The sequence below is a fragment of the Arthrobacter sp. C9C5 genome, assembly GCF_013359735.1.
Taxonomy (GTDB): Bacteria; Actinomycetota; Actinomycetes; order Actinomycetales; family Micrococcaceae; genus Arthrobacter.
Genome location: NZ_JABFMX010000022.1, coordinates 44190 through 68746, shown reverse-complemented (window position 1 = coordinate 68746; position 24557 = coordinate 44190). Strand labels below are relative to the sequence as shown.

Below are 24557 nucleotides of genomic sequence, written 5' to 3'. Positions count from 1 at the left end.
ATCACTATCCGGGAATACCGGTTTGTGTTTGTTTTGGTGGGTTGGTTTTTTTTTATACTTGACTGCCCCCCCGCGGCACTAGATTCATAAGCAAGATGAGCAACTCGAACAACACCAACCAGGCAACAATTACAGCAACCGCATATTGGACCGTCGGCCCGGAGCAGGGCGAACTCCGCCGCGAGGAACTGCCCGCACCCGGACCCGGCGAAGCGCTCGTGCGCTCGCTCTACTCCGGCATCAGCAAGGGCACAGAGATGGTGGTGCACAACGCCCGCGTGCCGGAGTGCATCGCCGCGGAAATGGCTGCACCGCATCAGGAAGGCAGCTTCCCGTCGCCGGTGAAGTTCGGCTACCTCTCCGTCGGCGTCGTCGAGGAGGGCCCGGCGGAGTGGCAGGGCAAGACGGTCTTCTGCCTCTACCCGCACCAGGACCGCTACATTGTCCCGGTCGAGTCGCTCACCCAGGTCCCGGACGGCGTTCCCGCCCGCCGCGCCGTGCTCACCGGCACCGTGGAAACCGCGGTCAACGCCCTCTGGGAGGCCGGTCCCCGCCTCGGCGACCGCGTGGCCGTGATCGGCGCCGGTCTGGTCGGCGGCATGGTCGCCAAGCTCCTCGGAACCTTCCCGCTGGGCCGGCTGCAGCTGATCGACGTCGACCCCGCCAAGCGCGCCTTCGCCGACACCCTCGGCGTCGACTTCTGCCACCCCGACGACGCGCTGCCCGACTGCGACATCGTGATCCACTGCTCGGCCTCGGAGGCGGGACTGCAACGCGCGCTGAAACTGGTGGGCGACGAAGGCGAGATCATCGAGATGTCCTGGTACGCGGACCGCGTGGTCACCCTGCCGCTGGGCGAGGACTTCCACGCCCGCCGCCTCTCCATCCGCGCCAGCCAGGTGGGCGTGGTGGCCCGCGCCCGCCGCCACCGCCGCAGCAACGCCGACCGGCTCCAGCTCGCCGTCTCGCTGCTCAGCGACCCGGTGTTCGACACCTTCCTCACCGGCACCTCCGGCTTCAGCGAGCTGCCCGACGTCGTCCAGCGCGTCTCCAACGGCAGCCTGGACGCTCTCTGCCACGTCATCGAATACCCCGCCCCCGCAACAGAAACCATGAGGTAATCCGTGTTCAGCCTGACCGTCCGCCGCAATTTCATGATCGCCCACAGCCTGCCGCGCCCGGCCTTCGGCCCCGCGCAGGGCCTGCACGGGGCCACCTTCGTCACGGAGGTGACCTTCCGCCGTCGGACGCTCAATGATGATGCGATCGTGCTGGACATCGGTGAAGCCGGCGACGTGCTGGACGCCGTCCTGGCGGGCCTGAACTACAAGAACCTCGACGAGCACCCGGACTTCGCCGGCAAACTCAGCACCACCGAAGCCCTGGCCCAGTACATCGCCGACGCTGTGGCTGGCCAGATCCGCGGCGGCCAGGACGGGAAGGCCCTCTCCGGCCTCGACGTCACCCTGCGCGAGACTCCCGACGCCTGGGCCAGCTACACGCTCGAGTTCGGCGCCGGCTAGCAGCCCCGTGGAAGCCCCCGGCCTCCGCCTCCTGGTGCCCGGCAACGTGCGCCACAACTCCGGCGGCAACGCCTACAACGCCGCGCTGCTCCGCGCCCTCGCAGACCTCGGGGTGGCGGCGGTGTCCCGCGACGTCGACGGCGACTGGCCGGTCGGCAGCGCGGCGGAACGGCAGCGGTTCGGCCGCCTGCTCACGGAGTCCGACGCCGGCCAAGTCACGCTCGTGGACGGCCTGGTGGCCTGCGGGGCCCCGGACGAGCTGGAAGCCGCGGCGGCTGCCGGGGTGCCCGCCTGGATCCTGCTGCACATGCCGCTGGGCACGCATCCGGAACTGGAACGCCGCGCCCTGCAGGCCGCAGCCGGCGTTATCTGCACAAGTACCTCCGCCGCAGCGGCCTTGCGGGAACGGCACGGGTTGTCCGGACTTCACGGGACGGCCGGCGTAGGCAAAATCCACGTCGCGCTCCCCGGCACCCAGCCGGCACCGCCCGCGGCAGGTTCCGATCCGCCGCACCTCCTCGCACTGGCCGCGCTGCTGCCCAACAAGGACCAACTGCTGCTGCTGCGCGCCCTCTCGGAGCTCACGGACCTCGCCTGGACGGCATCCCTCGCCGGTTCGGACACCGCGGATCCCGCCTACGCCACCCAGCTCCGGCAGGAATCGGAGCGCCTCGGCCTGACGGAACGCGTCCGGCTGCCCGGCGAGCTGCGCGGAGCCGAACTGGACGCCGAATGGGCCGCCGCCGACCTCAGCCTGCTCATTTCCCGGGCCGAGACCTATGGGCTGGTGGTCACCGAATCCTTGGCCCGCGGCGTGCCGGTGATCGTGCGGGAGGGTACGGGTGCCGTCGAGGCACTCGCCGCGGGGACTCCCGGCGCAGACGCCGCCGGCACCCCCGCAGCCGGAGCGCCGGCGCTGCCGGGCGCCGCCGTCGCACTCGGCGAAGACCCGGCACCGTTGGCAGCGCTGCTCCGCCGCTGGCTCACCGAACCGCCGCTCCGCGCCGAGTGGCGGGCCGCCGCGCTGGCCGCAAGGGAACACCTCCCCGGCTGGGACGCCACGGCGCGGGCGGTCCTGGCCGTACTTGGCGCGGGCCGATTCCGGAACGGCGACGGAAAACGGAACCCCGGCATCGATACCGCCGCCGGCGCAGCGGGTGGAGAATGACCCCATGACTACCGAGCCCATGACCGTGCAGCTGCCGCCCGCGGAGAGCCTCACACCCGAACGGCTCCGCGCCTGGTCGTGGCACCGGCAGGGCCTGGACGGCTCGCTGGCAGGGTGCACGGCCGAACAGGTGTTTGCCCGGGCCGGCTGGGCACGGTCCGTGGGCGGCGCCAACCCGTACCTGACGCTCTTCGCCCGGGCCGGCATCCGGCGCTCTCAGGTGGACCGGGACGTCCTGGCGCACCGGATTCTGGAACTCCCGACGGCGCGCGGCTGCACCTACGTGCTGGGCGCGGACGACTTCGCCTGGGCACTGCGGCTGGGACGGGACGCCGCCGAGGCCAGCTTCAAGGTCGTCGGCCGGCTCGGGGTGGACCGCGGCGAAATCGCGCTGCTCGAGGAGCAGGTGCTGCACGCCCTTGCCGAAGCCGGAGTGCCGCTGGACCCGCGGCAACTCAAGGATGAACTGGGCGATTCGGTGCGCAACCTCGGCGAGGAGGGCAAGAAGAAAGGCGTCACCACCACGCTGCCCACCGCGCTGGGGATCCTGCAGGCGGACGGGCGGATCCGCCGCGTCCCAGCCAACGGCCGGCTCGACCAGCAGCGCTACGCCTACGAGCCTTGGGGGCTGCCGCCGAGCACGCTCAGTGACGATGAAGTCCGCGCGGAGCTGATCCGGCGGTACCTCGGCTGGACCGGAGGGGCCACCTTCAAACAGTCGCAGTGGTTCACGGGCTTCACGGTCGCGCAGAGCAAGGCGGCGCTCGCCGCCGTCGACGCCGTGGAGGTACCCACCGCCGCCGGGGGAGACCCGCTCTGGGTATTGCCCGACGACGTCGGCCGCCTCGCCGCCTTCGAGGAACCGGCCGAGGAACAAATCCAGCTGCTCGCCGGAACCGATTCGCTGGTGCTACTGCGCCGGAACGCGGGGGAGCTGCTGGCGGCGGAGGACCAGGACAAAAAGGCGCTGGGCTCGCTGGCGCTGCAGGCCGACCTGCCGGACCACCCCATCTTCGACCGCGGCCGGATCATCGGCTTGTGGCAGTACGACCCGGGCCGGGAGCGGATCGCCGCCTGGGTGTTCGGCGCGCCCACGGCAGCCGTGACGCGGCGGATCGGCGAGGTGGAGGCCTGGATCAAGGAGGACCTGGGCGACTTCCGCGCCTTCAGCCTGGACGCGCCCGCGTCGCGGCAGAAGCGGATCGACGCTCTGCTTGCGTCCACGACGGCCACCGCCGAGCGGTAGCCGGGCGCCCACGAACGACAGCGATCGGGGCGGCCGCTCGAACGGCAGCGTCAGGCGCCGCGGTGGCCGGCGAAGAATTCCCGCAACAGCGCGCCGCACTCCTGCTCCCGGACCCCGGCGTAGACCTCCACCCAATGGTTCAGCCGGCGCTCGCGGAGAATGTCGAACACGGAACCGGCGGCCCCGGCCTTCTCATCCCACGCGCCGAAGACCACCCGCGGGATCCGGGCCAGCACCACGGCTCCGGCGCACATGGCGCACGGCTCCAGCGTCACCACCAGGGTGCAGTCCGCCAGCCGCCAGCCGTCGTCGGCCGCGCCCTCCAGCGCCCGGCGTGCGCGGAGCCGGGCCGCGGCTTCCCGGATCGCCACCATCTCGGCGTGCGCCGTCGGGTCCCCGAGCGCCTCCCGCTCGTTGCGCCCGGCGCCGAGCACCGAACCGTCCGGTCCGATCACGACGGCGCCGATCGGCACGTCCTCGGTGGCCAGCGCCCGGCGCGCCTCGGCAAGGGCCAGGCCCATCCATTCCGCATGGCGTGGCTCGGGGGTAGTCATGGCTCAATGATAGTTTCGACCCTAAGCAAGCTGTGCACTTGAGCGGGTGCACCAGGAAGTCGGGAGACGGCATTGAGCACCAAGACTGAGAGCTGGCTGATGCGGCGCTGGGGAAAGTGGGTGGTGCCGTACGCCGCACTGTGGGTCACCATGCTGATCGGCGGCATCGTCGTCGTCGCCTTGGCGCTGACGAGCGCGGAAGTCTACGACAATGTCGTGGACGACGCCGGCCTGGCCAGCCTCGACAAGCCCACGCTGGGGTTCATGCAGCAGCTGCGCAGTCCCGGACTGGACGCGTTCGTCACCGGGTTCACCAACATTGGCGGCGGAATCGGCATGCCGATCCTGGCCAGCATCCTGACGGCATGGCTGATCTGGGTCTCGCGGACCTGGCGGCCGCTCATCCTGATCGGCGGAGCCGCCGCCGTGTCGATCACCGCTACGACGGTGGGCAAAAAACTCATCGGCCGGACCCGCCCCGACTTCGCGGACGCGGTGCCGCCTTACGAGACGTCGCCGTCGTTCCCCAGCGGCCACACGCTGAACACCACCGTGGTGATCGGGCTCGTGGTCTACCTCGCCTGCCTGCAGGTGAAACGCACCATAGCCCGCGTCGGTTTGATCACCGCGGGTGCGATCTTCATCCTCGCGATGGGCATGAGCCGCGTCTTTCTCGGCCACCACTGGATGACCGATGTGATCTTCGGCTGGGCCCTGGGACTGGGCTGGGTGGGGATCGTGATCCTGGCCCACAGGCTGTTCCATGTGCTGCGGCACCGGGAACACACCGGCCCCGCGCCGACGTTCGACAATGAGGCACACCTGCGCGACGGCGCCCCCGCCCGCGGCCGCAAGCGCGGCGCCGCCGACGCCGATACCCCCGACCCGGCGGGACGGTCCTGAACGTCCGGGTGGTAGTTTTGACCCATGCGCACTCTCGTTGTCGACCACCCACTGGTCGCCCATAAGCTCACCGTTCTGCGGGACAAGAACACCCCGTCCCCGGTCTTCCGCCAGCTCACCGAGGAGCTCGTCACGCTCCTTGCATATGAGGCAACCCGGGACGTCCGTACCGAGCCGGTGACCATCGAGACGCCGGTCAGCACCACCATCGGCACGGCTTTCACCAAGCCCACTCCGCTGGTGGTTCCGATCCTGCGCGCCGGTCTCGGCATGCTGGAGGGCATGACCAAGCTGGTGCCCACCGCAGAGGTCGGCTTCCTGGGCATGGCCCGGGATGAAGAGACCCTGGACATCATCACCTACGCCGAGCGCCTCCCGGAGAACCTGACGGACCGGCAGATCTTCGTCCTGGACCCGATGCTCGCCACCGGCGGCACCCTGCGCGAGGCGATCAAGTTCCTCTTCAAGCGCGGCGCCTCGGACGTCACCTGCATCTGCCTGCTGGCCGCTCCGGAGGGCCTTGCCAAGCTGGAAGAAGAGCTCTCGGACGCCAACGTGACCATCGTGCTGGCCTCCATCGACGAGAAGCTCAACGAAAAGTCCTACATTGTGCCCGGCCTGGGCGACGCCGGAGATCGCCTGTACGGCATCGCGGTCTAGCCGCCGGCGTTTAGCGCCGCCGCCCGAAGATTGGGCGGGTGAAAGGTCCCGCGGTTCAAGGGTTCCGGCGGGCAGCGTCCGGGACTAGCCTGTGCCCATGGACTGGAAACTTGAACTCGTGTTTGTCCCCGTGTCGGATGTGGACCGGGCCAAGGACTTCTATGTGAACAAGGTCGGCTTCAACGCCGACTACGACGAACGCCCCTCGGACGGCATCCGGTTCGTCCAGCTGACGCCCCCGGGCTCCGGGTGCTCGATCGCGATTGGCGAGGGCCTCAACGATGCCCCGCCGGGCACTGCCCCCGGCCTGCAGCTGGTCGTCAGCGACATCCAGGCGGCGCACCGGCAACTCAAGGACAACGGTGTGGATGTCAGCGATGTTGATGTCCAGGACTGGGGGCAGTTCGTCTACTTCGCCGACCCGGACGGCAACAAATGGGGGGTGCAGTACATCCCTAACCGTCCGAACGGCTAGCGCGGCCGCCAGCTTCCGCAGGCGGCGCGGCGGCAGGCCTCACTAATGGCTTGCAGCCCGACGGACGCGCTTAGTACCAGTTGTTCGCGTAGTGGAAGTTCAGGGCGCCGCACGGTGAACCGTAGCGGTCCTGCACGTACTGCAGGCCCCAGTTGATCTGGGTCCGGTAGTTGGTCCGGTAATCGGCGCCGGCGCTGGCCATCTTCTCGGCCGGCAGCGACTGGACCACGCCGTAAGCGCCGCTGCTGGCGTTGGTGGCCGTGGTCTTCCAGTCGGACTCCCTGGTCCACAACTTCATCAGGCACTGCATCTCGCTCGGGGCCCAGCCGTGGGCGGGCAGCTGCGAGGCGGCATAGGCCTGCGCGCCCGCGGGGTCGTCTATGGCTGCCGGCTTCGCCTTTGCGGGTGCCGGGGCCTTGGTGGGCTTAGGGGCCGGGGCCGCCGGGGCCTTGGCGGGCTTGATCTTGGAGGCCTGGGCCTCGACGCTCATCGGGGCGGGCGAGGTGGGCGCATTGCTGCCGACGCGTTCGAAGTCCAGGGTCTGCAGGGACGCGGCAGTATCCTTAGACGCTTCGGCGGTGTGAGCGGCAGTGCCGGACGCCTGGCCCGCGGCGCCCGCTCCCAGCAGGACGGCGAAAGCGGTGGCTACGACGGCGGCGCGCTTGCCATTGGTCCGGGCGCTGGGCCGGGACAGGGTCGAAGTGCCCTTTGCCGGCTCGGCGCGGTGGCGGCCACGCTCGGCGTCGGACGTGCGTTTAGCGCCTTCTGGGCGTGCGGGTACCTTGAAATCAGTCATGTTCGCCTCTCAACGCCTACGGAGTTAGCTGTCGGGTTCGGATGCGAAATCCGGCCGCACGGAATCTCGACGTGGCGGCTTAACCCCAAGGGTGCATGGATGCAGAATGCCCGGGAACTCTGGGTTCCCCGTCTCTGCCTGGTCCATGGGAATCCGGGAAGCGGCAGAGTTTGGCGTCAACCCGGACACGCGGCCAGATCGATGGCCGCACCCTAAAACGGTACCGGACTTTCATTCGGATGTCACATTTAGGTAACGGCGGGACCCTGCGGCAGAGCGGCGGCTTGCCTTCAGGCCCGCGGCATGGCTGCCCGTGTCGACGGTGCCGTGCCGGCTCGATGGCGCGAAACGTCGAACGGGCCCGGAACCGTCGAGGCTACTCCGCGAGCGGCCTATGCCCCCAGCTTGTACACGGTGGCGTTCCCCACGGTCTGGGCTTGGTAGTTGGCAGCGACCCAGGCGGCGACTTCGGAGTTGCCGCCGCGGCCCCCGCCCATGCCGCCGGCAATGAAGTAGCCGATCTCGCCGCGTTCCACCATCGCCTGAAACTGCGCGAGCGTGGGGTACGGGTCGCCGCCGTTCCAGCCGCCCAGCGCGATCACATTGGTGCCGGTGGCGAGTTCCAGGCTGGCGGCCTGGGTGGCGCCGGAGACAATCCCGGACCATTTGGCGCCGGAGGACTTCAGCAACGCTGTCAGTTCCGCCGAGGCCGTTTCCGCGCCGGGTCCGCCGGGTCCGCCGGCGGCCGCACCGCTGGAACCGGCGATCCCGCCGTCGCTGTCCGGCCTGCCTGCCGCGCCGAATCCGCCGCCCATTGCGGACGCGGTGGGCCCGGAGGTGGGGATCGAGCCGGAGTGCGGCTGGGCCGCCGTCGCCAGCGTCCACGCAGTGGTCCCGAGCCCGCCGGCCAGCAGAGAGAGGATCACGACGCCGGCGGTGGCGGCCTTGCGGAGCCGGACCGGGAGCGCCGCCATGCTGTCCACCCGGAGAAGCAGCGCCGCGGCGGCCAGCACGCCCACGACGACGGCGGTCACCCGGAGCCCGGGCAGCCATGCCGGGTCGCGGCCCAGGAGCACGGCGGACCAGACCGAGGTAGCCAGCACCGTCACGGCCAGGACCATCCGAGCGGGCCAGTGGGCCCGGCCGCGCCACAGTTCCGCCGAGCCGATGCCCGCCAGGGCCGCGATGGCCGGGGCCAGTGCCACGGCATAGTACGGATGCACGGTGCCGCTCATGAAGCTGAAGATGCCTGCCGTGATCAGCAGCCAGCCGCCCCAGAGCAGGAGCGCCGCACGGGTGGCCGAGGTCCGGGCCTCGCGCCGGGTAAACCACAAACCTGCTGCCAACAGAATCAGGGCCGCCGGCAACAGCCAGGACACTTCGCCGCCGAAGCTGGTTCCGAACATCCGGGTGATCCCGGCCGCGCCGCCGAAGCCCACGTTGCCGTTTCCGCCAGGGCCGCCGGCATTTCCGCCGGGCATCCCGGCGCCGGACCCGGTGATCCGGCCCAGGCCGTTGTAGCCGAAGGTGAGTTCCAGGAAACTGTTGGTCTCTGACCCCGCCATGTAGGGCCGGGCGGAGGCGGGAGTCAGCTGGAACAGCGCCAGATAGCTTCCGGCCACGACGGCGATCCCCGCCGCGGCGGCGATCAGGTGCAGGAGCCGGCGGCCGAGGGTGGTGGGCGCCGCCCACAGGTAGGCGAGGGCCAGTCCGGGCACTATCAGGAAGCCCTGCAGCATCTTGGTCAGGAAGGCCAGGCCGATCACCGCGCCGGCCGCGGCGAGCCATTTCCAGCCTGCCTTTTCGACGGCGCGGGTGGTGAGGTAGGCGGCCAGGACCAGGCACAGGGTGAGCATGGCATCGGGGTTGTTGAAGCGGAACATCAGGGCTGCCACGGGGGTCAGCGCCAGGGCGCCGCCGGCCAGCAGGCCCGCCGCGGGTCCGGACACGCGCTTGACGGTCAGGTAGAGAAGTCCGACGGCGGCCACCCCCATCAGCGCCTGGGGAATGAGCATGCTCAGTGCTGAGAAGCCGAAGATCCGTCCGGCGAGGGCCGGGATCCAGAGGGCGGCCGGCGGCTTGTCCACCGTAATGGCGTTGCCCGCGTCGAGGGAGCCGAACAGCAGCGCGGTCCAGTCCTTGGTGCCGGCCTGGATCGCTGCGGCGTAGAAGGAGTTGGCGTAGCCGGTGGCTTCCAGGTTCCACAGGTACAACACTGCGGTGAGGACCAGCAGCAGTGCCGCCGAGGGCCGCACCCACCGCGGCTGTGGTCCGAACAGCAGGCGTGCCCGGCGGTCCTGGGCTGCGGGCGGCAGCGGAGCTGCCGGGAGGGTCGCCGTGGTTATGTGGCCGGGCGCCGATGCGGGCGGGCTGCCGGCCGGGGCACCGGAGGCGGGGGTGATGGTTGCGGTCATTTACTTGGCCGTTTCTGTGTGGGGGAGGGCAGAGTCGGTGGCGGCGGGCGCGGAAGTATCGGGAATGGCGCCGGGCGCCGGGGCAATGGGGACGGCCCGGTGGCGGAAGACCACGTGGCGGAACAGCAGGAACTTGACGGCGGTGGCGGCCAGGTTGGCGGCGGTCACTGTGACCAGTTCAAGCCAGCGGTCAGGCGTTCCGCCGGACGCGCCGTGGACCAGGGCGAGCGCGCCCGAGGTCAGGGCCAGCCCGATCCCGAAGACCAGCAGGCCCTCGAAATGGTGGCGGGCCGCCTGGCTGCTGCCCTGGATGCCGAAGGTGAAGCGCCGGTTCGCCGCGGTGTTGGCCACCGCGGTAGTGAGCAAGGCGAGGAAGTTGGCCAGCTGCGGGTCCATGATCCCCCGGCAGAGCAGGAAGATCAGCAGGTACGCGAGGGTCGAGGCCACCCCGATGCTGCCGAAGCGCACGAGCTGGCCGAAGAGGCTTCCGCCGGGGCTTTGTTCCTGGGCCCGGGAGGAAGCCGGCAGCGGTCCGCGGGCCAGGGCGGAGCGGAGTTCGGGAACCGGGATCCGGCCCGAGACCAGGTCCCGGCTCAGCCGGGCCATGCCGCGCAGGTCCGCGAGGGCCGTCTGGACGATGTCCACGCTCGAGTCCGGGTCGTCGGTCCAGTCGACCGGGACTTCATGGACGCGCAGGTCGCACTTTTCGGCCAGTACCAGCAACTCGGTGTCGAAGAACCAGGCGTTGTCCAGCGTGTGCGGGAGCAGCTGCCGGGCCACGTCTGCCCGGATGGCCTTGAAGCCGCACTGGGCGTCGCTGAAGTGGGCGCCCAGGCACGACTGAAGCAGCAGGTTGTAGCTGCGCGAGATGAATTCCCGCTTGGGTCCGCGGACCACACGCGAGTTGCGGGTCAGCCGGGTCCCGATCGCGAGGTCCGAGTGCCCCGAAATGAGCGGGGCCAGCAGCGGGCCGAGCGCCGCCAGGTCGGTGGACAGGTCCACGTCCATGTACGCCAGGAGCGGCGACGGCGAGGCAAGCCACACCTGGCGCAGCGCATTCCCGCGGCCTTTTTCGGCCATGTGGACGACGTTGACCTCCCGGAGCTCACGGGCGACGCGCTCCGCCGCCTGGAGTGTTCCGTCGGTGCTGGCGTTGTCCGCCACCGTGATCCGGAAGGAATGCGGGAAGCAGCCGACAAGGTAGGTGTGCAGCCGGCGCAGGCACGCTTCGAGATCCCGTTCCTCGTTGAAGACCGGAATGGTGACATCCAGCACCGGTGTGGTGGTGCGCGTGTCGATGGCTGAACGCCGCATCCCGGGGCCGGTGAACGCCGGGGCCAACGGGGTGCGTCCGGCCGGGGCCAAGGGGCCCGGGCCGGGCGGCGCGGCCGGACCGGCTGGCCTCGCCGTGGAGTGGGGCAGTGTTCCTGGGGCCTGGTCTGTGAACGTCATGCCTCAACTTTCCCGGCGGCCCATATGAGGGCTTTAGGGTCAAGCTGTGCTGCGGCTGTGGAAGTTTAGACCGGCACCGCCGTGCCGCCGTCCGGACCTGTGCGGCCGCCCGCTACGCCAGCGGAGGCGCCGCGGGAAGCCGAACTGCGAACTCCGTCCGGCCCGGCCGGGACGTGACCTCGACGGTCCCGCCGTGGGCCTCCACAATCGACTGCACAATGGACAAGCCCAGGCCGCTGGTACCCTCGGAAGCCGCGGCCGCCGTCGCGACCGCCGACGTGCCCTCAAGGCTGCGCACCGGACGGGCTGCGGGACCGGCGGCCGGATTGGTGCGTGCAACGTCGGCCCGTGCGAACCGGGCGAAGACCCGGCCGAGGAATTCGGGGGCGATGCCGCTGCCGTTGTCCGTCACGGTGATCACAGCGCTGCCGTCAGCCGAACGCATGACGCCCGTGACCACCTTCGTCCCCGGGGCCGTGTGCTTGCGGGCATTGGACAGGAGGTTGGCAATGACCTGGTGAAGCTGGGTCGCGTCGCCGCGCACCACCACGGGTTCCTCGGGGAGCTCCAGCTGCCAGAGGCGGTCGGGTGCCATGACTTTCTCGTCGCTCACCGTTTCGATGGCCAGCTGGGTGAGATCGACGTCGGTGACCTTGAGTGGCTGCCCCTCGTCCAGTCGTGCCAGCAGCAGCAGGTCCTCCACCAGGGTGGTCATCCGCTCGGACTGGCTTTGGACGCGGGCCAGGGACTTCTCGCCGTCGGGCGTGAAATGCTCGGTCATCCGCATCAGCTCCGTGTAGCCGCGGATCGCGGTGAGCGGGGTTCGGAGCTCATGCGAGGCATCGGCGACAAACTGCCGCACCTTCATCTCGCTCTCCTGCCGCGCCTCGAGGGCGTTGGAGACGTTGTCCAGCATCTGGTTCAGCGCGTAGCCCACGCTGCCCACCTCGGTTCCCGGATGGGCTGCCGACGCCGGGACCCGCACTCCCAGCGCCACCTCGCCAGCGTCCAGCGGCAAACGCGAGACCTTGGTGGCCACCTCGGAGAGCTGTTCCAGCGGCTTCATGGTCCGTCGGATGAGAGCCGTGCCGGCGAGGCCGATCAGTACGAGGCCGCCCGCGGACACCACCCCCAGGGTCCAGACGAGCGAGGCCAGCGTGTTCTGCTTTTCGTCCAGTGGAAGGCCGGTGACAATGACGTCGCCATAGGGTGCGCGCACGGCCGTCAGCCGGTAGTCGCCGGCCGAGAGGGTCCGGTCCACGGGCACGCCGTTCGGGGTCAGCGCCAGGAGGACTGCATTGTCATCGGAGGAGAGGCTCTTTCGGGTGGCGTCACCGGCCAGGAAGCCTGCGCTGGCCACCGTGCCGGCCAGCAGCCGGGCGTTGAGCGTCCCGATGCCCTGCCCCCGGGCTTCGAGCGGGTCAGGGCGCCTTCCCGCATCCTCCGGGGAGGGCCTGCCGAACTCGCTCGACCGGTGGGATGCCTGCTCCAGCTGGGTGTCGAGCTGCCGGGTGAGGAAAGCGTCCATGGAGGCGTAGCTGAAGACTCCCACGGCGCCGCAGATGGCCACGAGCAGCGCCATGGCGACGAGGACCAGCCGGGTACGCAAGTGCCACGTGGCCGGGTTGCGCCAGTCGCGCCCGGGTACGGGTGTCACGCCGGAAAGAGTGGGCACGGATCAGTCCGCCGGTTTCAAGACATAGCCGGCGCCGCGCACCGTGTGGATCATCGGTGCGCGGTTGGCGTCGATCTTCTTGCGGAGGTAGGAAATGTAGAGTTCCACAATGTTCGCCTGGCCGCCGAAATCGTAGTCCCAGACCCGGTCGAGGATCTGGGCCTTGCTGATGACCCGTTTGGGGTTTTCCATGAGGTAGCGCAGCAACTCGAACTGGGTGGCGGTCAGATGCAGTTCCTCACCCGCCCGGGTAACGTCCCGGGTATCGACGTTGAGCACCAGATCACCCACCACGAGTTCGGCTGTGTCCATGGCGGCCACCCCGGAGCGCTGAACCAGCCGGTGAAGCCGGAGCAGCACCTCTTCCATGCTGAACGGCTTCGTGACGTAGTCATCGCCACCGGCCGCCAGACCGGTAATGCGGTCCTGGACGGCGTCTTTGGCCGTGAGGAACAGCGCAGGAACTTCCGGTGCGAACGCGCGGATCCGGCTGAGCAGTTCGACGCCGTCGAACCCGGGGAGCATCACGTCCAGCACCAGCACGTCGGGGCGGAAATCCTTGGCAAGCTTCACGGCTCCAGGGCCGTCCGCCGCCACGGCCACGGACCAGCCGGCCATCCGCAGCCCCATGCTCATGAGCTCGGACAGGCTGGGCTCATCGTCCACCACCAGCGCGCGGATGGGCGAGCCGTCCGGATGCGTGAGCTGGGGCAGATTATTGGTCATGGAGTGCGAAGTGGCCATGGGACGACTCTCCGATCTGCCGTTGAGGCGCGGCTTTGGAGACCCTGTGCGGCACCTGTGAATCCCAGACTACCGAGCTGGAAGCCGCCCCGGGAGCGGGAGGCCCGGTTCGGTAGGGCTGCCGACCGGGCGTCCGGTGCCGGTGAAAGGTCACAGGCATGGCAGTCGGCCCGCACAGCCCCGGCACAGGATCGCTTACCACGCTGAGGTGGACACGAATCCGCACCCCGACAGGAGAAACACTATGAGCGGTCAGCAGCCCGAATCCGGTACCCGGCCAACCCCCGACCCCGGTTCCGACGCCCCCACCCCGGCAGCGCCGGCGCCCGTGACCACGCCCTATGCCGCCGGGCAGCCGGCGGCCGCGCCGGGGGCAGCCGGACAACCCGCTGATGGCGGGGCCCCCGGCTGGGGTGCGCCGGCCGCGCCGGGGTGGGGCGTGCCGTCAGCCGCAGCCCGGCAAACCTCGGCGGAGAAGTCGTGGACCCTAAAACGGGGACTCGCCGTCGCGGGCGCGGCAGTTGTGCTGGCAGCCGGCGCCGGCGTCGGCGTGTATGCCCTCACCTCAAGTTCGGCGGCGGCCAGCGGCACCGGGGCCGGGGCAGCCGGCGGGCCCGGCAGCGCCAACCAAGGCTCCGTTCCGGGGATGCCAGGCGCCCCGCAGGGAGGGTTCGCGGGAGGCGGAATGGCGGGGCAGGGCGATCACGACGACTTCGCAGCCGGCGGCATGGGCGGCATAGTTGGCGGGCTGTCCGCCGCTGTGCACGCCGAGTACGTCGTGCTGAACGGAAGCCAATACACCGCCATGGCCGAGCAGCTCGGAACAGTGAGCCAGGTCGGCGCGTCCTCCGTCACAGTCAAGAGCAGCGACGGGTTCACCCGCAGCTACGCCCTCGGCAGCAACCTGGTGGTGAGCAACATGGAACAGCGGCGCCAGCAGGCCGGCGGTACGGGCACCCAGTTGAGCGTGGCGGACATCGTGGCCGGCGGGACCGTGCGGGTCGTCGCCGCGAAGGACGGGTCCGGTTACACGGCGTCGTCGGTCCAGATTGTGGCGTCCACCGCCACCGGCCAGACCAACTGACCTCCGCGAACCTCCGCAGCGGGTGTGGCTGCCGGGCCAGACGGGCCCGGCAGCATGCCCACTCCGTGGACTAGGGGCGGCGGCGGAACTCTTCCGGGAGAATTCCACCATCTTTGCCTATAGTGAACGTTTCCCGGCGTGAGGCGCTGGCTGGCGAAGAATATTCGGTAAGAAGCGCCGAAAGGCCGCTAGTTCGACAAAACACGAATTGATTCGCAGGCTTATCAAAATTGTGATTTGCACTACAATCGCCATTTTCGTCTCACGATGCGGACTTTGGAGTCCATTGTTACTTGCTAGTTCTCATTGTTACGTTGCACACTTCAATTGTGAACAAGAACTCAACAGCACCTGCAGCCGCAGCTTCCTGGATCAGCGCACCAGCTGGTACTGAGATGCCCTGTTGTCGAATGCACGCCTAACTTCTACACCCCAGAACGTTTCTAGGCATTCGCCCCCAGCCCAGCGTCGGGCGCCCCTCCCCAGTTTTCATTGCGGGGAAATTAGCATTCGAGCCGCGATGACGGCCATTCACATTGAGGTAAGCATTCCATGTCAGTTGCATCCGGATACGTCCACATCTCCGTCCGTAACGCCAACAAGGCCGGCCAGACCGGCCTCCGCCAGGGCTTCGGCGGCCGTCCGAGCTTCGGCCCCGCCGGATCCGGCAACAGCTTCCCCGCCCCCGGCTATGCCGCGCAGGGCTACAACCCCAACTCCTACGGCCAGCTCCGCGCCGTCCCCGCCGCCGAACCGGCCCCGGCCACCGCGCCGACCCCCGTGATCGCCCCCGGCAACGGCAGCCCGGTCCGCCCCGTGCCCAACGACAACGTGGCCCGCGGCTTCGTGCTCTACATGGGTATTGACGAGGAGACCGCAGCCGCTGCCGGCACCTCGATTGCCAAGCTGGCCCAGGAAATCCGTGCCTACGCACAGTCGCTCGTGGCCGGCGCCGAAAGCTACGCCGCCGTCGCCGTCGCCCCGGCGTCCGCGCCGGGTTCCGCGCTCGACGTCGTCCGGTCCACCTTCGGCGATCCGACCGCCGGTGCCCGCCAGCGCGCCGAGAACGCCCGGCTGCAGCAGCCGCAGGACCCGCGCCCGTCCGGCGTGCTGATCGACCTCGCCCGCCGTGAAGTGGCGCTCGACGGCGAATCGCTGAACCTCACGTTCAAGGAATTCGAGCTGCTCAACTACCTCGTGGAGAACGGCACCCGCACCGTGGGCCGCGACGAACTCCTTGAGGGCCTGTGGCGCAATGCCGAAGAGGTTCCCAACGAGCGCACCATCGACGTGCACATCCGCCGGCTACGCTCGAAGCTTGGCCGCCTGGCCAATACCGTGCGGACTGTGCGCGGCCAGGGCTACCGGTTCTACGAGCACCCCGAGGTTGTTGTCTGGGCCGCTCCGGAATACTCCATCTAGCTTTTAGCTTTTCGCAAGGCGTCCGTCCCTTTTGGGGCGGGCGCTTTCGCTTTCGCGGCACGATCCCTCGGCGCCTGCGCTCGCGCCGCCGCACCCTAACCTCGCAGGGCTCGGTCAGGAATCCGACGGCGGCGCTCACGCAACAACGGCGCTTTCGGGATGTGCCGCTGCGCTGCAGCGCCCTCGCAATACGCAGTGGTCGCCTTCAGTGGTCCGGCTGACGGAGCATGCGCCTCGGCCGCCGGTGGGGCTGCGGCTTTGGACTCTGTTGTGTTTCCTGCCGTCGGCGTAGTCTCGGTCCCGTCGATCCGACTATTGGGAGGAATCATGTCTGTTGCACGTATTACTACCCTGAGCTCCAACTCCAAGACCTCGTTTGACGCCGCCATCAAAGAAGGCGTCGACCGGGCCAACAAGACCTTGCGGAATGTCACCGGGGCCTGGGTCAAGGAGCAGAAAGTTGAAATCAGCGACGGCGCCGTCGTGGCCTGGCATGTGGTGCTGGAAGTGACCTTCGTCCTGGACGACTGACAGGTCGCCCGCTGTGGAGCGCGCTCGTGGCGAAGCCGGCCGCACTAGGATTGAGCCATGAGCGCGCATCACATCAAACGTCTGGTGCTCATGCGGCACGCCAAGGCGGACTGGCCGGGCGGCGTCGCCGACCACGAGCGGCCGCTCGAAGAGCGCGGGCACCGGGAAGCGCCGCTGGCCGGGAAATGGCTCCTTAAACACGGCGTGGTCCCCGACTTCATCCTCTGCTCCAGCGCCCTGCGGACGCGGCAGACCTGCACCTGGGTGTGCAGCGAACTGGGGGACAAGGCCCCGACGCCGAAACTCGAGGACGGCCTCTACGGCGCCTCGGCCCTGCGCATGCTGGCGGTCATTAACCACGTCCCGGACACCGTCACGACGCTCATGGTGATCTCCCACATGCCCGGCGTGCAGGACCTGGCCATGCATCTGGCCTCCCGGGACTCCAACCATGACGCCTACATGGACGCGGCCACCCGCTATCCCACCAGCGGCCTGACGGTTTTCGAGACTGAGAAGTCCTGGGCCGAGCTCGACGGCCAGGACGCACGGTTGACCCACTTCAAGGTGCCCCGCGCAAAGTAGCAGCCAGCGCGCCGGCCGACCGATGGTCAGCACTCTCATTGTGTTGTTTACTGATGCTGTTATTGCTTTTACTGCCGGTGTTTTCTTAGCGACCGAGGGAAAAGGTGGATCAACGTGGATTCAGGACAGCTCGTAGGGATTATCGTCGGCATCGTAGTGGTGCTCGCGATCATCGCAGTGGCAATGTATCTCAGCCGCAAGCGCAAGACGGAGGCGGACCGCAAGCGGGCCGCCGAAATGCGTGAAAAGGCGGAGGCCGACCAGCTGGCTGCGAGGGACCATGAGGCCAAGGCGGCGCGGGCGGAAGCCGACGCAAAGGCCGCCGAAGTCGAAGCCGAACGCCTCCGCATGCAGGCCCGCGGCACGCAGCAGGAGGCAGAGACCGTCCGTGCCGGTGCCGAGGAGCAGCTCCGCCGGGCCGACGACGTCGATCCGGATGTCGTAACGACAGAACGCGGCGATGCCCAGGCCCAGGAGATCCGCACCCACGATGCCCGCCCGCACGAGGAACTTCACCCAAACGAGGAACTGCGCCGGGACCGGGGTGACCGCGATCGCAAGGCAGGAACCGGCGACGCCGCGGGGTTCCGCGAGGAGACGGTGGCGGAGCGCCGCGACACCGAGGACCCGCATGGCGAACGGCCGCGTAATCTCTGAGGCGCGGCAACGGCGACGGCCGCGGGTGCGATGACCCCTCGACATTCCGGACTTGCCCTGCTCGTCGCCATCCTGTGGGGCGTCAACTTCGTCGCGATTGACCTTGGCCTGCACCCCGACGGCGCGCAGATGCCGCCACTGCTGTTCGTGGCGATGCGCTTCGCCCTCGTGGTGTTTCCCTGCATCTTCTTCATCCGCAAGCCGGACGTCAGCTGGAAGGCCATCATCGGCGTCGGGCTCCTGATGAGCGCAGGCCAGTTCGGCCTGCTCTACCTGGCCATGGCCCTCGGCATGCCCGCGGGCCTGGCCTCGCTCGTTCTTCAGGCCCAGGTCCTGCTGACGGTGCTGCTGGCGGCGGGGATCCTGGCCGAACGGCCGACCCGGAGGCAGCTCGCCGGCGTCGTGCTGGGGATTGCCGGGCTTGCCGTCGTGGCCGTCGGCCGCAGCCTCGTGGCCCCGCTGCTGCCCCTGCTGATCGTGCTGGCCGCGGCGCTGTCATGGGCCGGGGGCAATATCGTGGCGCGGAAAGCGAAGGCGGCCTCCGGGCTCGGGCTGGTGGTGTGGTCCGGTGCCGTCGTCCCGTTGCCGCTGGCCGGACTCTCGCTGCTGGTGGACGGCCCGGCGGCGGTGTCGGATGCCCTGCTGCAGCTCCAGCCGGTGACGATGCTCAGCGCGCTCTACACTGCCGTGTTCGGATCCCTCGTCGGGTACGGCATCTGGAACCGCCTGCTGGGGCTGTACCCGTCCTCCGCCGTCGTTCCCTTCACCCTGCTGGTCCCGGTGGTCGGCATGACGACGGCGTGGCTGGTGCTGTCCGAGGTGCCCTCGGCGGCGGAAGTCGCCGGCGGACTGCTGCTCCTGGCCGGGGTGGCGACCGCCGTTCTGCGGGGGCCGGGAACGCGGAATCCCGGCACGCGGAACGCCAGTACGGGAAGCCGCGGGGACCAAGGCGGCGAAGCCCGGAGTGGTCAGCGCCGGGTGGGGGATTTGGCTGCAGGCCGGGCCGGGGCCTTGACCGGCGGTTTGACCGGCGCCTTGGCAGCCGGCGTGGACGCCGACGACGCCGACGGTGACGCCGGCCGCTTGGCGACCGGCGCGGCGGACCGTGGCGCCGAAGCCCGCGGCGCGGAAGCCCGCGGCGCGGCGGAACGCGGTGTTGCGGGCCGTGCTGCGGAGGCGCGGGGCGCCGCAGACCGCGGCGTCAACGCCCGGGCGGCAGGGCGGGCAGCGGGCCTGCGGGGTGCCGTCCCACTGGACGCAGAAGCCGGGCGCCGGGATGCGTAAGGGGCGCGGGGTGTGGAGCGGCGGCCGGGCAGCACGGTGCCGGCGAGCAGCAGGACCAGCGTGAGCGCTCCGGCGGCTGCCGAGAGGTAGAAGTACAGGTCCGGATGCTCGGCATCAACGTTGGTGGACAAGGCGTTCGGATCCGGGTTGAAGGCCAGCCCCCACTGGCGCAGGAACGCGATGCCAAACGCGATGAAGAGGATGCTGCCGACCCCGCTTGCCAGCAGCGTCTTGTACCGCCGTCGGACCAGCACCTCGGCCACGGACGCCACATAGGCGACGGCGGAGGCGGCCAGGAACCAGAGCCCCACCGTTTCGTGCAGGGTGACGCCGGTGAGGGCCAGCAAGGCCAGGGCGGCGAGGGACGCTCCGATGGCAGTCTTGCCGCTGTTACCCATGTGGCGCATGTGACTAATCATCCCCGAGCGTGGCTACTTCACAACGTAGCCACGCATGATCGCCATGATTGCGGCGACACTTTGCGCCCGGGTGCGCTCGGGGTTGTAGGTCTGGCGGTCCAGCCCCACCACAAAACAGGCCCCGAAGATCGCCGTCTCCAGGCTGCCGCGGGACAGTGCGGGATCCACCGGGTACTTGGCGGCCACGGCCTCGATCGCGGTGCCAATCACCCCGAGCAGCCGGCCGCGCAGCTCGGTGAAGGTGTCCTGCCACTCGCTGGGCGTCCGCCAGTTCTCGCTGACCCACAGCCGGGCGAAGGAAGGGTATTCGGCCATGAAGTCCATCGCCTGGCCGATCATCTCGTCCATTGCCTCCAGCGGATCCGCCGACCCGTCCTTGACGCTCAGCAGCCGTGCCATCAGGATGTCCACGCCGTGCCGCAGCAGTTGCGCGATCAGATCCGACTTGCTGCCGAAGTTGTAGTACACCGTGCCCTTGGACACCCCCGCGGCCGCGGCGATCTCGTCGACCGTCACGCCAGCGGCCCCGCGCTCGCCGATCAGCTCCATCGAAGCCTCGAACAGCTTCTGCTTGGTCGCGTTGGTGCGACCGGGCCGCAGCTTCTTCCCGGCGTCGGCGTCGGTCGCCACGTCCACGCGGGGCTTGGTGCTCATACGGCGATCTCCGGCTTCAGGGTCTTGAGGGTCCAGAACTTGTGTTTCCGGACGGCAACGGCGGACATCGCCAGTCCCAGCAAAGTGTAGCCAACCAGGCCCAGCATGGTGGGCAGGATGCTGGCCAGATCGGCTCCGTAGATCAGGTGCCGCATGCCGTTGACCACATAGCCCATCGGCAGCAGCTGGTGCACCACGTGCAGCGGCTCCGGCGTGGTCTGCCAGGGGAAGGTGCCGCCGGAGGAGACCAGTTGCAGGACCAGCAGGATCAGCACCACCAGCTTGCCGGGCGAGCCGAGCAGCGCCACCACGCCCTGGATGATCGCGCTGAAGGCCATGGCGGCTGCCAGCATCAGGACCCACATCAGCACGGGATGGGCGGGATCGAGGCCCAGCCCCACATCCACCACGAGGGTCAGCAGGCTGGCCTGGACCGCGGCGACCGCCAGGAACGGCAGCCAGCCCCCGACGGCGATCTTCCACGTCGGAGCGTTGGACGCCAGGGCGCGCTGGGTGACCGGCCGCATCGCCTGGATCAGCATGAAGACGCCGATCCACAGGGCCAGGGTCAGGAAGAACGGTGCCAGTCCGGCCCCATAGGAACCCGCCTTGGCCTGCGAAACGTTGCTGACCGCCACGGGGTCCGCCATGACCTTGGCGAGGCTGTCCTTCTGTGCGCCATCCGGGTTAGGTACCTTGCCCGCGCCCTTGGCCAATTCGGTTGCGAGGGTCCCGGCGCCGTCGGACGCCTTCGCCGAACCGCTCTCAAGCCGCGCTGCGCCGTCGTCGAGCTGCTGGGCGCCCTGGGCGAGTTTTTCCGCGCCGGCCAGGGCGTTCTGTTGGCCGGCGGCGAGTTCCGCGGTGCCGCCGGCGAGCTGGTCCGCCCCGGCGGAGGCTTTCCCGACGGCGTCGCTCAGGGCCGGGGCCGCGCCCGCCAGCTGCGCGGCACCCGCGCTGACTGCGGCGGAACCGTCCGCCAGCTGCTGCACTTGGGCCGCCGCGCCCTTGAAAGCGCCGGCCGCTCCAGAAGGTGCCGGGGCGGTGTTGGCATCGTAGTCGGCCAGGATGGCGTCGGCCTGGGCCTGGGTAATGACGCCGGCGGCGACCAGGCGGCCATTGGAGGCCACCACCCGGCCGCGCTGGGCCTGCGCCGCGGCCTGTTCCGCGGACGCGAGCTGGGCGGCCATGCCCTGCAGCTTGGTGTTCAGTGCGGCGTTTCCGGCGGCCACCTGGGCGGCGCCGTCGGCCAGCCGCTGCGTATCCGCGGGCAGCGTGGATGTCTTGTCGTTGAGCTCGCGCAGTCCGCCGGCGAGCTGCCCGGCCCCGGCGTTCAGGGTGTTGGCCCCGTCGAGGAGTTTGCGCTGCCCGGCCACCAGTTCGCCGGTCCCGTTCCTGAGTGAGGAGGTGCCCTGGTGCAGGCTGGCCGCGCCGTCGTGGAGCGACGAGACCCCGCCGGCCAGGTCCCGAGCGCCGTCGGACGCCTTGAGCATCTGGGAGTGGATGGTGCCGAAGCCGGTGAGTAGCTGGTTGGCGGTCTCCTCGCCCACTTCCTTCGCTACAGTCGAGTGGACGGCGGTGGTGAGCTTGTCCACGATCGTGCCGAGCAGGTAGTTGTTGGCGTCGTTGGTGGTGACGTTCAGCATGGCCTGGTTGGCGGCGTCGAAGCTTCCCGGTGAGACCAGGTTGGCGGAGAAGTCCCGGGGGATCTTCAGCGCGAACGCGTACTGGCCGCTGCTCACGCCCTGGTCCGCCGCCTCCGCGCTGGAGACGGTCTGCCAGTTGAAGACGTGGCCCTCGACGAGGCTGTCGGCGACCTTCCGGCCGGCCTCCAGCCGGGTGCCGTCGGCGGAGCTGGCGCCGGTGTCCTCAACCACCAGGGCTGCATCGATCTGGTTCAGCTTGCCGTAGGGATCCCAGTTGGCGTACAGGTACACCGCCCCGTAGAGCAGCGGCACCAGGGTCAGCGCCACGATGGTCAGCTTGGGCAGCAGGCCGCCGGTCATGCGCTTGAGTTCGGAACGGGCCAGCCGCAGCACGGTCATCGGGCCTCCTCGGTTTCGGGGTCTTGGTGGGCGGCCGCCGGTTCCGGCGCGGGGACGGCATTGCCGATCTCCCCGGCTGGACCGGTCCACCCCGGCGGGACGCTGCCGACGGTGGCGACGACGGCGAGCGGACGCCCGGCGTCGTACGCCAGCTCCTGAAGCCGCGGCAGCCAGTCGGCCGGATCGCCGCTGTGGCGGTCCGGGGAATCGACCACCAGCAGGTCGGTGTGCGGATTGGCCAGGGCCAGCGCCGTCAGCAGCTCGAGGCGGCGGTCGGCGGGCAGCTCCTCGGCCCAGCGCCCGGCGATGTCCTCGAAGCGGTTGACCTTGAGCCACGGCGTGCTGAGCAGCGCGCCCCGGTAGCGGCGGGGGATCAGGGCGAGGTCCTCGGTGACCAGGTCGCGCACGCTCAGGTGCTGCTCCGGCTCGTTCACCCCGGGGGAGTCCACGACCGCGCTCGCCTGCCGCAGCTGCTTGATCCGGGTGCCGCCGTCCCACTCGAGGGTGCCGGCCGAGGGCTCCATCCGGCCGCTCAGGGTCAGGGCCAGGGCGGTGCGCTGGTCCTGGCGTTGGCCGGTGACGAGCAGGAGTTCACCCCGGGCCGCCTGCAGCGAGGTGGGCGGGAGCAGGTAGTCCCGCCGGCCCTTCACGTGAAGCTGTTGAACGCAGAGCAAGGGAAGCCTTTCGCAGAAATGATCTACTCCTAGGCTAACTAAACTGACCGGTCAGTTCAAATAGATGTGGGCGAGCGGACACTTGAGGCCCCGGAATCGTTGATTTCGGGGCCTCAAGTGTCCGTTCGCGCTTAGAGGCCGTAGTCCTCGAGCAGCCGCAGCCACACCTCGCTGATCGTGGGATAGGACGGGACGGCGTGCCAGAGCCGGTCCAGCGGGACTTCTCCGACGACGGCGATCGTCGCCGCGTGCAAGAGCTCGGCGACGTCCGGCCCGGCGAAGGTTGCGCCCAGCAGCACTTTGCGGTCCTCGTCGACCACCAGCTGGGCCCAGCCCTTGTAATGCTCGGAATGCAGCGAGGAGCCTGCCACTTGGATGGGGAGCTGCACGGAGGTGGCCCGGTAGCCGTCCCTTTCGGCCTGTTCCAGGCTGCGGCCGACATTTGCCAGCTCGGGGTCGGTGAAGACCACATTGGGGACGGCGTGCTCGTCGGCCGTTTGGGCGTAGCGGCTCCACGGGGCCGGCTCGCCGGTGAGCGTGCCCTTGGCGCGGGCGGCAATCGCGTCGCCGGTGGCCCGCGCCTCGTATTTGCCCTGGTGGGTGAGCAGGACCTTGCCTGCGGCGTCGCCGACGGCGTAGAGCCATGGGCTACTGTCGTTGCCGTCGGCTCCCCGGACGAGCCCGCTCGCGTCCGTCTTGAGCCGCGGGGGCTTTCCGTCGTCGGCGGACAGTCCCACGCTCTCCAGCCCGATGCCTTCCACGGCGGGGTGCCTGCCGGTGGCGACCAGGAGCTTGTCCACCGTCACGCTGCCGCCGCCGTCGAGCGCCAGGGTCAGGGAGCCGTCGTCGTTCTCATGGACGCTTTGGGTGCCGGTGCGGAGGTGGAGTTCGACGCCGTCGGCGCGCAGCCCGGCCTGGACCAGCTCGGCCGCCGGTGCCGGAAAGGCTCCCAGCAGCCCGCCGCGGGCCACGACCGTCACGGCCGACCCGAGCCGGGCAAAGGCCTGGGCGAGCTCGGTGCCGGCCACGCCGCCGCCGAGCACACCGAGCCGCGCCGGGATCTCGTGCGCGGAGGTGGCCTCCCGGGTGGTCCAGTAGTCGACCTCCTCGAGGCCCTCAATGGGCGGGATGGTCGGGCGCGACCCCGTTGCCAGGACGACGGCGTGGCGCGCCACGAGCGCGTAGCTGTTGCCGTCCACCCCGGCCACCTCCGCCCGGCGGGCCCCGGTGATCCAGCCGTGGCCGCGGATCAGCTCGATCCCGGTGTCCTCGACCCACTTGACCTGGCTGTCGTCCTGCCAGTTGGAGGTGAAGTAGTCCCGCCGCTTCAGCACGGCTGCGGCGTCGAGCACCCTGGTGACCGCCTCCTCGGCGCCGGGCACTGTCTGGGCGCCATGGAGTGCGGTGCCGGGCCGGAGCAGGGCCTTCGAGGGCATGCAGGCCCAGTACGAACACTCGCCGCCCACCAGCTCCGCCTCCACTAGGACGGCCGTCAATCCGCCCCGCACAACGCGCTCGGCCACGTTCTCGCCCACCGCGCCGGCCCCGATCACGATGACATCGAATTCACGCTCAAAGTGTGCCGTCATGGCAAC

General features: G+C 69.6%; 22 protein-coding genes, 1 pseudogene and 1 riboswitch. Of the genes and pseudogenes, 13 read left to right on the top strand and 10 right to left on the bottom strand.

Going from position 1 to position 24557, the window contains the following annotated elements; translation table 11 throughout:
• Positions 1–95 precede the first annotated feature (95 nt).
• From HNO80_RS15820 to HNO80_RS15805, 4 genes are read left to right on the top strand one after another with little or no spacing between them, the layout of a single operon-like run.
• Positions 96–1121 (top strand): dehydrogenase, encoded by a 1026-nt coding sequence (locus HNO80_RS15820; protein WP_175323804.1) that lies wholly within the window; start codon positions 96–98, stop codon positions 1119–1121.
• 3 nt (positions 1122–1124) lie between these two features.
• Positions 1125–1523: a 6-pyruvoyl trahydropterin synthase family protein gene (locus tag HNO80_RS15815; RefSeq protein ID WP_175323803.1), complete on the top strand. Its 399-nt coding sequence runs from the start codon at positions 1125–1127 to the stop codon at positions 1521–1523.
• Between the two features lie 7 nt (positions 1524–1530).
• Entirely contained in the window at positions 1531–2691 is a 1161-nt protein-coding gene (locus HNO80_RS15810; protein ID WP_175323802.1) for a glycosyltransferase, read from the top strand.
• 4 nt (positions 2692–2695) lie between these two features.
• A complete protein-coding gene (locus tag HNO80_RS15805) occupies positions 2696–3937 on the top strand; it encodes a DNA glycosylase AlkZ-like family protein (protein ID WP_249777398.1) in 1242 nt (413 codons plus the stop codon).
• A gap of 50 nt (positions 3938–3987) precedes the next feature.
• On the opposite strand, the gene HNO80_RS15800 is transcribed toward HNO80_RS15805, so the two are convergent.
• Positions 3988–4491, bottom strand: a complete 504-nt coding sequence (locus tag HNO80_RS15800) for a nucleoside deaminase (protein WP_175323801.1) — start codon at positions 4489–4491, stop codon at positions 3988–3990.
• Between the two features lie 99 nt (positions 4492–4590).
• Here HNO80_RS15800 and HNO80_RS15795 point away from each other — a divergent pair, with 99 nt between their 5' ends.
• From HNO80_RS15795 to HNO80_RS15785, 3 genes are all read left to right on the top strand, one after another.
• Positions 4591–5394 (top strand): phosphatase PAP2 family protein, encoded by an 804-nt coding sequence (locus HNO80_RS15795; protein WP_175323807.1) that lies wholly within the window; start codon positions 4591–4593, stop codon positions 5392–5394.
• A gap of 24 nt (positions 5395–5418) precedes the next feature.
• Positions 5419–6054 (top strand): uracil phosphoribosyltransferase, encoded by a 636-nt coding sequence (gene upp, locus HNO80_RS15790; protein WP_175323800.1) that lies wholly within the window; start codon positions 5419–5421, stop codon positions 6052–6054.
• Between the two features lie 97 nt (positions 6055–6151).
• On the top strand, positions 6152–6529 hold the full coding sequence (locus tag HNO80_RS15785; RefSeq protein WP_175323799.1) for a glyoxalase superfamily protein: 378 nt from the start codon (positions 6152–6154) through the stop codon (positions 6527–6529).
• Between the two features lie 70 nt (positions 6530–6599).
• Here the strand turns inward: HNO80_RS15785 and HNO80_RS15780 are convergent, their stop codons facing one another.
• The 5 genes from HNO80_RS15780 to HNO80_RS15760 all read right to left on the bottom strand — a co-directional run bounded on the left by HNO80_RS15780 (position 6600) and on the right by HNO80_RS15760 (position 13610).
• The gene (locus HNO80_RS15780) at positions 6600–7325 is read right to left on the bottom strand and encodes an aggregation-promoting factor C-terminal-like domain-containing protein (protein ID WP_175323798.1); all 726 of its coding nucleotides are present in this window, start codon (positions 7323–7325) and stop codon (positions 6600–6602) included.
• Positions 7324–7505, bottom strand: a riboswitch (cyclic di-AMP (ydaO/yuaA leader). It overlaps the preceding gene by 2 nt.
• Positions 7506–7717: 212 nt before the next feature.
• Entirely contained in the window at positions 7718–9739 is a 2022-nt protein-coding gene (locus HNO80_RS15775) for a glycosyltransferase family 39 protein (RefSeq protein ID WP_175323797.1), read from the bottom strand.
• Entirely contained in the window at positions 9740–11191 is a 1452-nt protein-coding gene (locus HNO80_RS15770; protein ID WP_175323796.1) for a bifunctional glycosyltransferase family 2/GtrA family protein, read from the bottom strand.
• A gap of 112 nt (positions 11192–11303) precedes the next feature.
• Positions 11304–12848, bottom strand: coding sequence for a HAMP domain-containing sensor histidine kinase (locus HNO80_RS15765; protein ID WP_349627375.1), 1545 nt, complete (start codon positions 12846–12848; stop codon positions 11304–11306).
• 21 nt (positions 12849–12869) lie between these two features.
• A complete protein-coding gene (locus tag HNO80_RS15760; RefSeq protein ID WP_175323794.1) occupies positions 12870–13610 on the bottom strand; it encodes a response regulator transcription factor in 741 nt (246 codons plus the stop codon).
• 244 nt (positions 13611–13854) lie between these two features.
• On the opposite strand from HNO80_RS15760, the gene HNO80_RS15755 reads away from it, so the two are divergent.
• From HNO80_RS15755 to HNO80_RS15730, 6 genes and pseudogenes are all read left to right on the top strand, one after another.
• The gene (locus HNO80_RS15755) at positions 13855–14694 is read left to right on the top strand and encodes a hypothetical protein (protein WP_217500992.1); all 840 of its coding nucleotides are present in this window, start codon (positions 13855–13857) and stop codon (positions 14692–14694) included.
• Positions 14695–15246: 552 nt separating this feature from the next.
• Positions 15247–16116, top strand: coding sequence for a winged helix-turn-helix domain-containing protein (locus HNO80_RS15750; RefSeq protein WP_175323793.1), 870 nt, complete (start codon positions 15247–15249; stop codon positions 16114–16116).
• 327 nt (positions 16117–16443) lie between these two features.
• Complete coding sequence (locus HNO80_RS15745; protein WP_146335814.1) at positions 16444–16647, top strand: dodecin family protein; 204 nt, start codon at positions 16444–16446, stop codon at positions 16645–16647.
• A 57-nt stretch (positions 16648–16704) separates the two neighbouring features.
• The gene (locus HNO80_RS15740; RefSeq protein ID WP_138767460.1) at positions 16705–17232 is read left to right on the top strand and encodes a SixA phosphatase family protein; all 528 of its coding nucleotides are present in this window, start codon (positions 16705–16707) and stop codon (positions 17230–17232) included.
• A gap of 114 nt (positions 17233–17346) precedes the next feature.
• On the top strand, positions 17347–17889 hold the full coding sequence (locus tag HNO80_RS15735) for a hypothetical protein (protein WP_175323792.1): 543 nt from the start codon (positions 17347–17349) through the stop codon (positions 17887–17889).
• 30 nt (positions 17890–17919) lie between these two features.
• A pseudogene (locus HNO80_RS15730) lies at positions 17920–18792 on the top strand (EamA family transporter); the annotation flags it as partial.
• 812 nt (positions 18793–19604) lie between these two features.
• On the opposite strand, the gene HNO80_RS15725 reads toward HNO80_RS15730, so the two are convergent.
• From HNO80_RS15725 to HNO80_RS15710, 4 genes are all read right to left on the bottom strand, one after another.
• Entirely contained in the window at positions 19605–20246 is a 642-nt protein-coding gene (locus HNO80_RS15725) for a TetR/AcrR family transcriptional regulator (RefSeq protein ID WP_175323791.1), read from the bottom strand.
• Entirely contained in the window at positions 20243–22288 is a 2046-nt protein-coding gene (locus HNO80_RS15720; protein ID WP_175323790.1) for a YhgE/Pip family protein, read from the bottom strand. Before HNO80_RS15720 ends, HNO80_RS15725 begins: the two co-directional genes overlap by 4 nt.
• Positions 22285–22962 (bottom strand): ABC transporter ATP-binding protein, encoded by a 678-nt coding sequence (locus tag HNO80_RS15715; RefSeq protein WP_175323789.1) that lies wholly within the window; start codon positions 22960–22962, stop codon positions 22285–22287. The genes HNO80_RS15720 and HNO80_RS15715 overlap by 4 nt, the downstream gene beginning before the upstream one ends.
• A 131-nt stretch (positions 22963–23093) precedes the next feature.
• On the bottom strand, positions 23094–24551 hold the full coding sequence (locus HNO80_RS15710) for a dihydrolipoyl dehydrogenase family protein (RefSeq protein WP_175323788.1): 1458 nt from the start codon (positions 24549–24551) through the stop codon (positions 23094–23096).
• Positions 24552–24557: the final 6 nt, after the last annotated feature.

Excerpts from the sequence above, each read along its gene's own strand:
- HNO80_RS15820 (WP_175323804.1), top strand. The coding sequence starts at position 96 with ATGAGCAACTCGAACAACACCAACCAGGCAACAATTACAGCAACCGCA.
- HNO80_RS15800 (WP_175323801.1), bottom strand. The coding sequence starts at position 4,491 with ATGACTACCCCCGAGCCACGCCATGCGGAATGGATGGGCCTGGCCCTT.
- HNO80_RS15805 (WP_249777398.1), top strand. The coding sequence starts at position 2,696 with ATGACTACCGAGCCCATGACCGTGCAGCTGCCGCCCGCGGAGAGCCTC.
- upp (WP_175323800.1), top strand. The coding sequence starts at position 5,419 with ATGCGCACTCTCGTTGTCGACCACCCACTGGTCGCCCATAAGCTCACC.
- HNO80_RS15795 (WP_175323807.1), top strand. The coding sequence starts at position 4,591 with ATGCGGCGCTGGGGAAAGTGGGTGGTGCCGTACGCCGCACTGTGGGTC.
- HNO80_RS15725 (WP_175323791.1), bottom strand. The coding sequence starts at position 20,246 with ATGAGCACCAAGCCCCGCGTGGACGTGGCGACCGACGCCGACGCCGGG.
- HNO80_RS15780 (WP_175323798.1), bottom strand. The coding sequence starts at position 7,325 with ATGACTGATTTCAAGGTACCCGCACGCCCAGAAGGCGCTAAACGCACG.
- HNO80_RS15775 (WP_175323797.1), bottom strand. The coding sequence starts at position 9,739 with ATGACCGCAACCATCACCCCCGCCTCCGGTGCCCCGGCCGGCAGCCCG.
- HNO80_RS15770 (WP_175323796.1), bottom strand. The coding sequence starts at position 11,191 with ATGACGTTCACAGACCAGGCCCCAGGAACACTGCCCCACTCCACGGCG.
- HNO80_RS15755 (WP_217500992.1), top strand. The coding sequence starts at position 13,855 with ATGAGCGGTCAGCAGCCCGAATCCGGTACCCGGCCAACCCCCGACCCC.
- HNO80_RS15760 (WP_175323794.1), bottom strand. The coding sequence starts at position 13,610 with ATGGCCACTTCGCACTCCATGACCAATAATCTGCCCCAGCTCACGCAT.
- HNO80_RS15710 (WP_175323788.1), bottom strand. The coding sequence starts at position 24,551 with ATGACGGCACACTTTGAGCGTGAATTCGATGTCATCGTGATCGGGGCC.
- HNO80_RS15720 (WP_175323790.1), bottom strand. The coding sequence starts at position 22,288 with ATGACCGTGCTGCGGCTGGCCCGTTCCGAACTCAAGCGCATGACCGGC.
- HNO80_RS15740 (WP_138767460.1), top strand. The coding sequence starts at position 16,705 with ATGAGCGCGCATCACATCAAACGTCTGGTGCTCATGCGGCACGCCAAG.
- HNO80_RS15750 (WP_175323793.1), top strand. The coding sequence starts at position 15,247 with ATGTCAGTTGCATCCGGATACGTCCACATCTCCGTCCGTAACGCCAAC.
- HNO80_RS15785 (WP_175323799.1), top strand. The coding sequence starts at position 6,152 with ATGGACTGGAAACTTGAACTCGTGTTTGTCCCCGTGTCGGATGTGGAC.
- HNO80_RS15745 (WP_146335814.1), top strand. The coding sequence starts at position 16,444 with ATGTCTGTTGCACGTATTACTACCCTGAGCTCCAACTCCAAGACCTCG.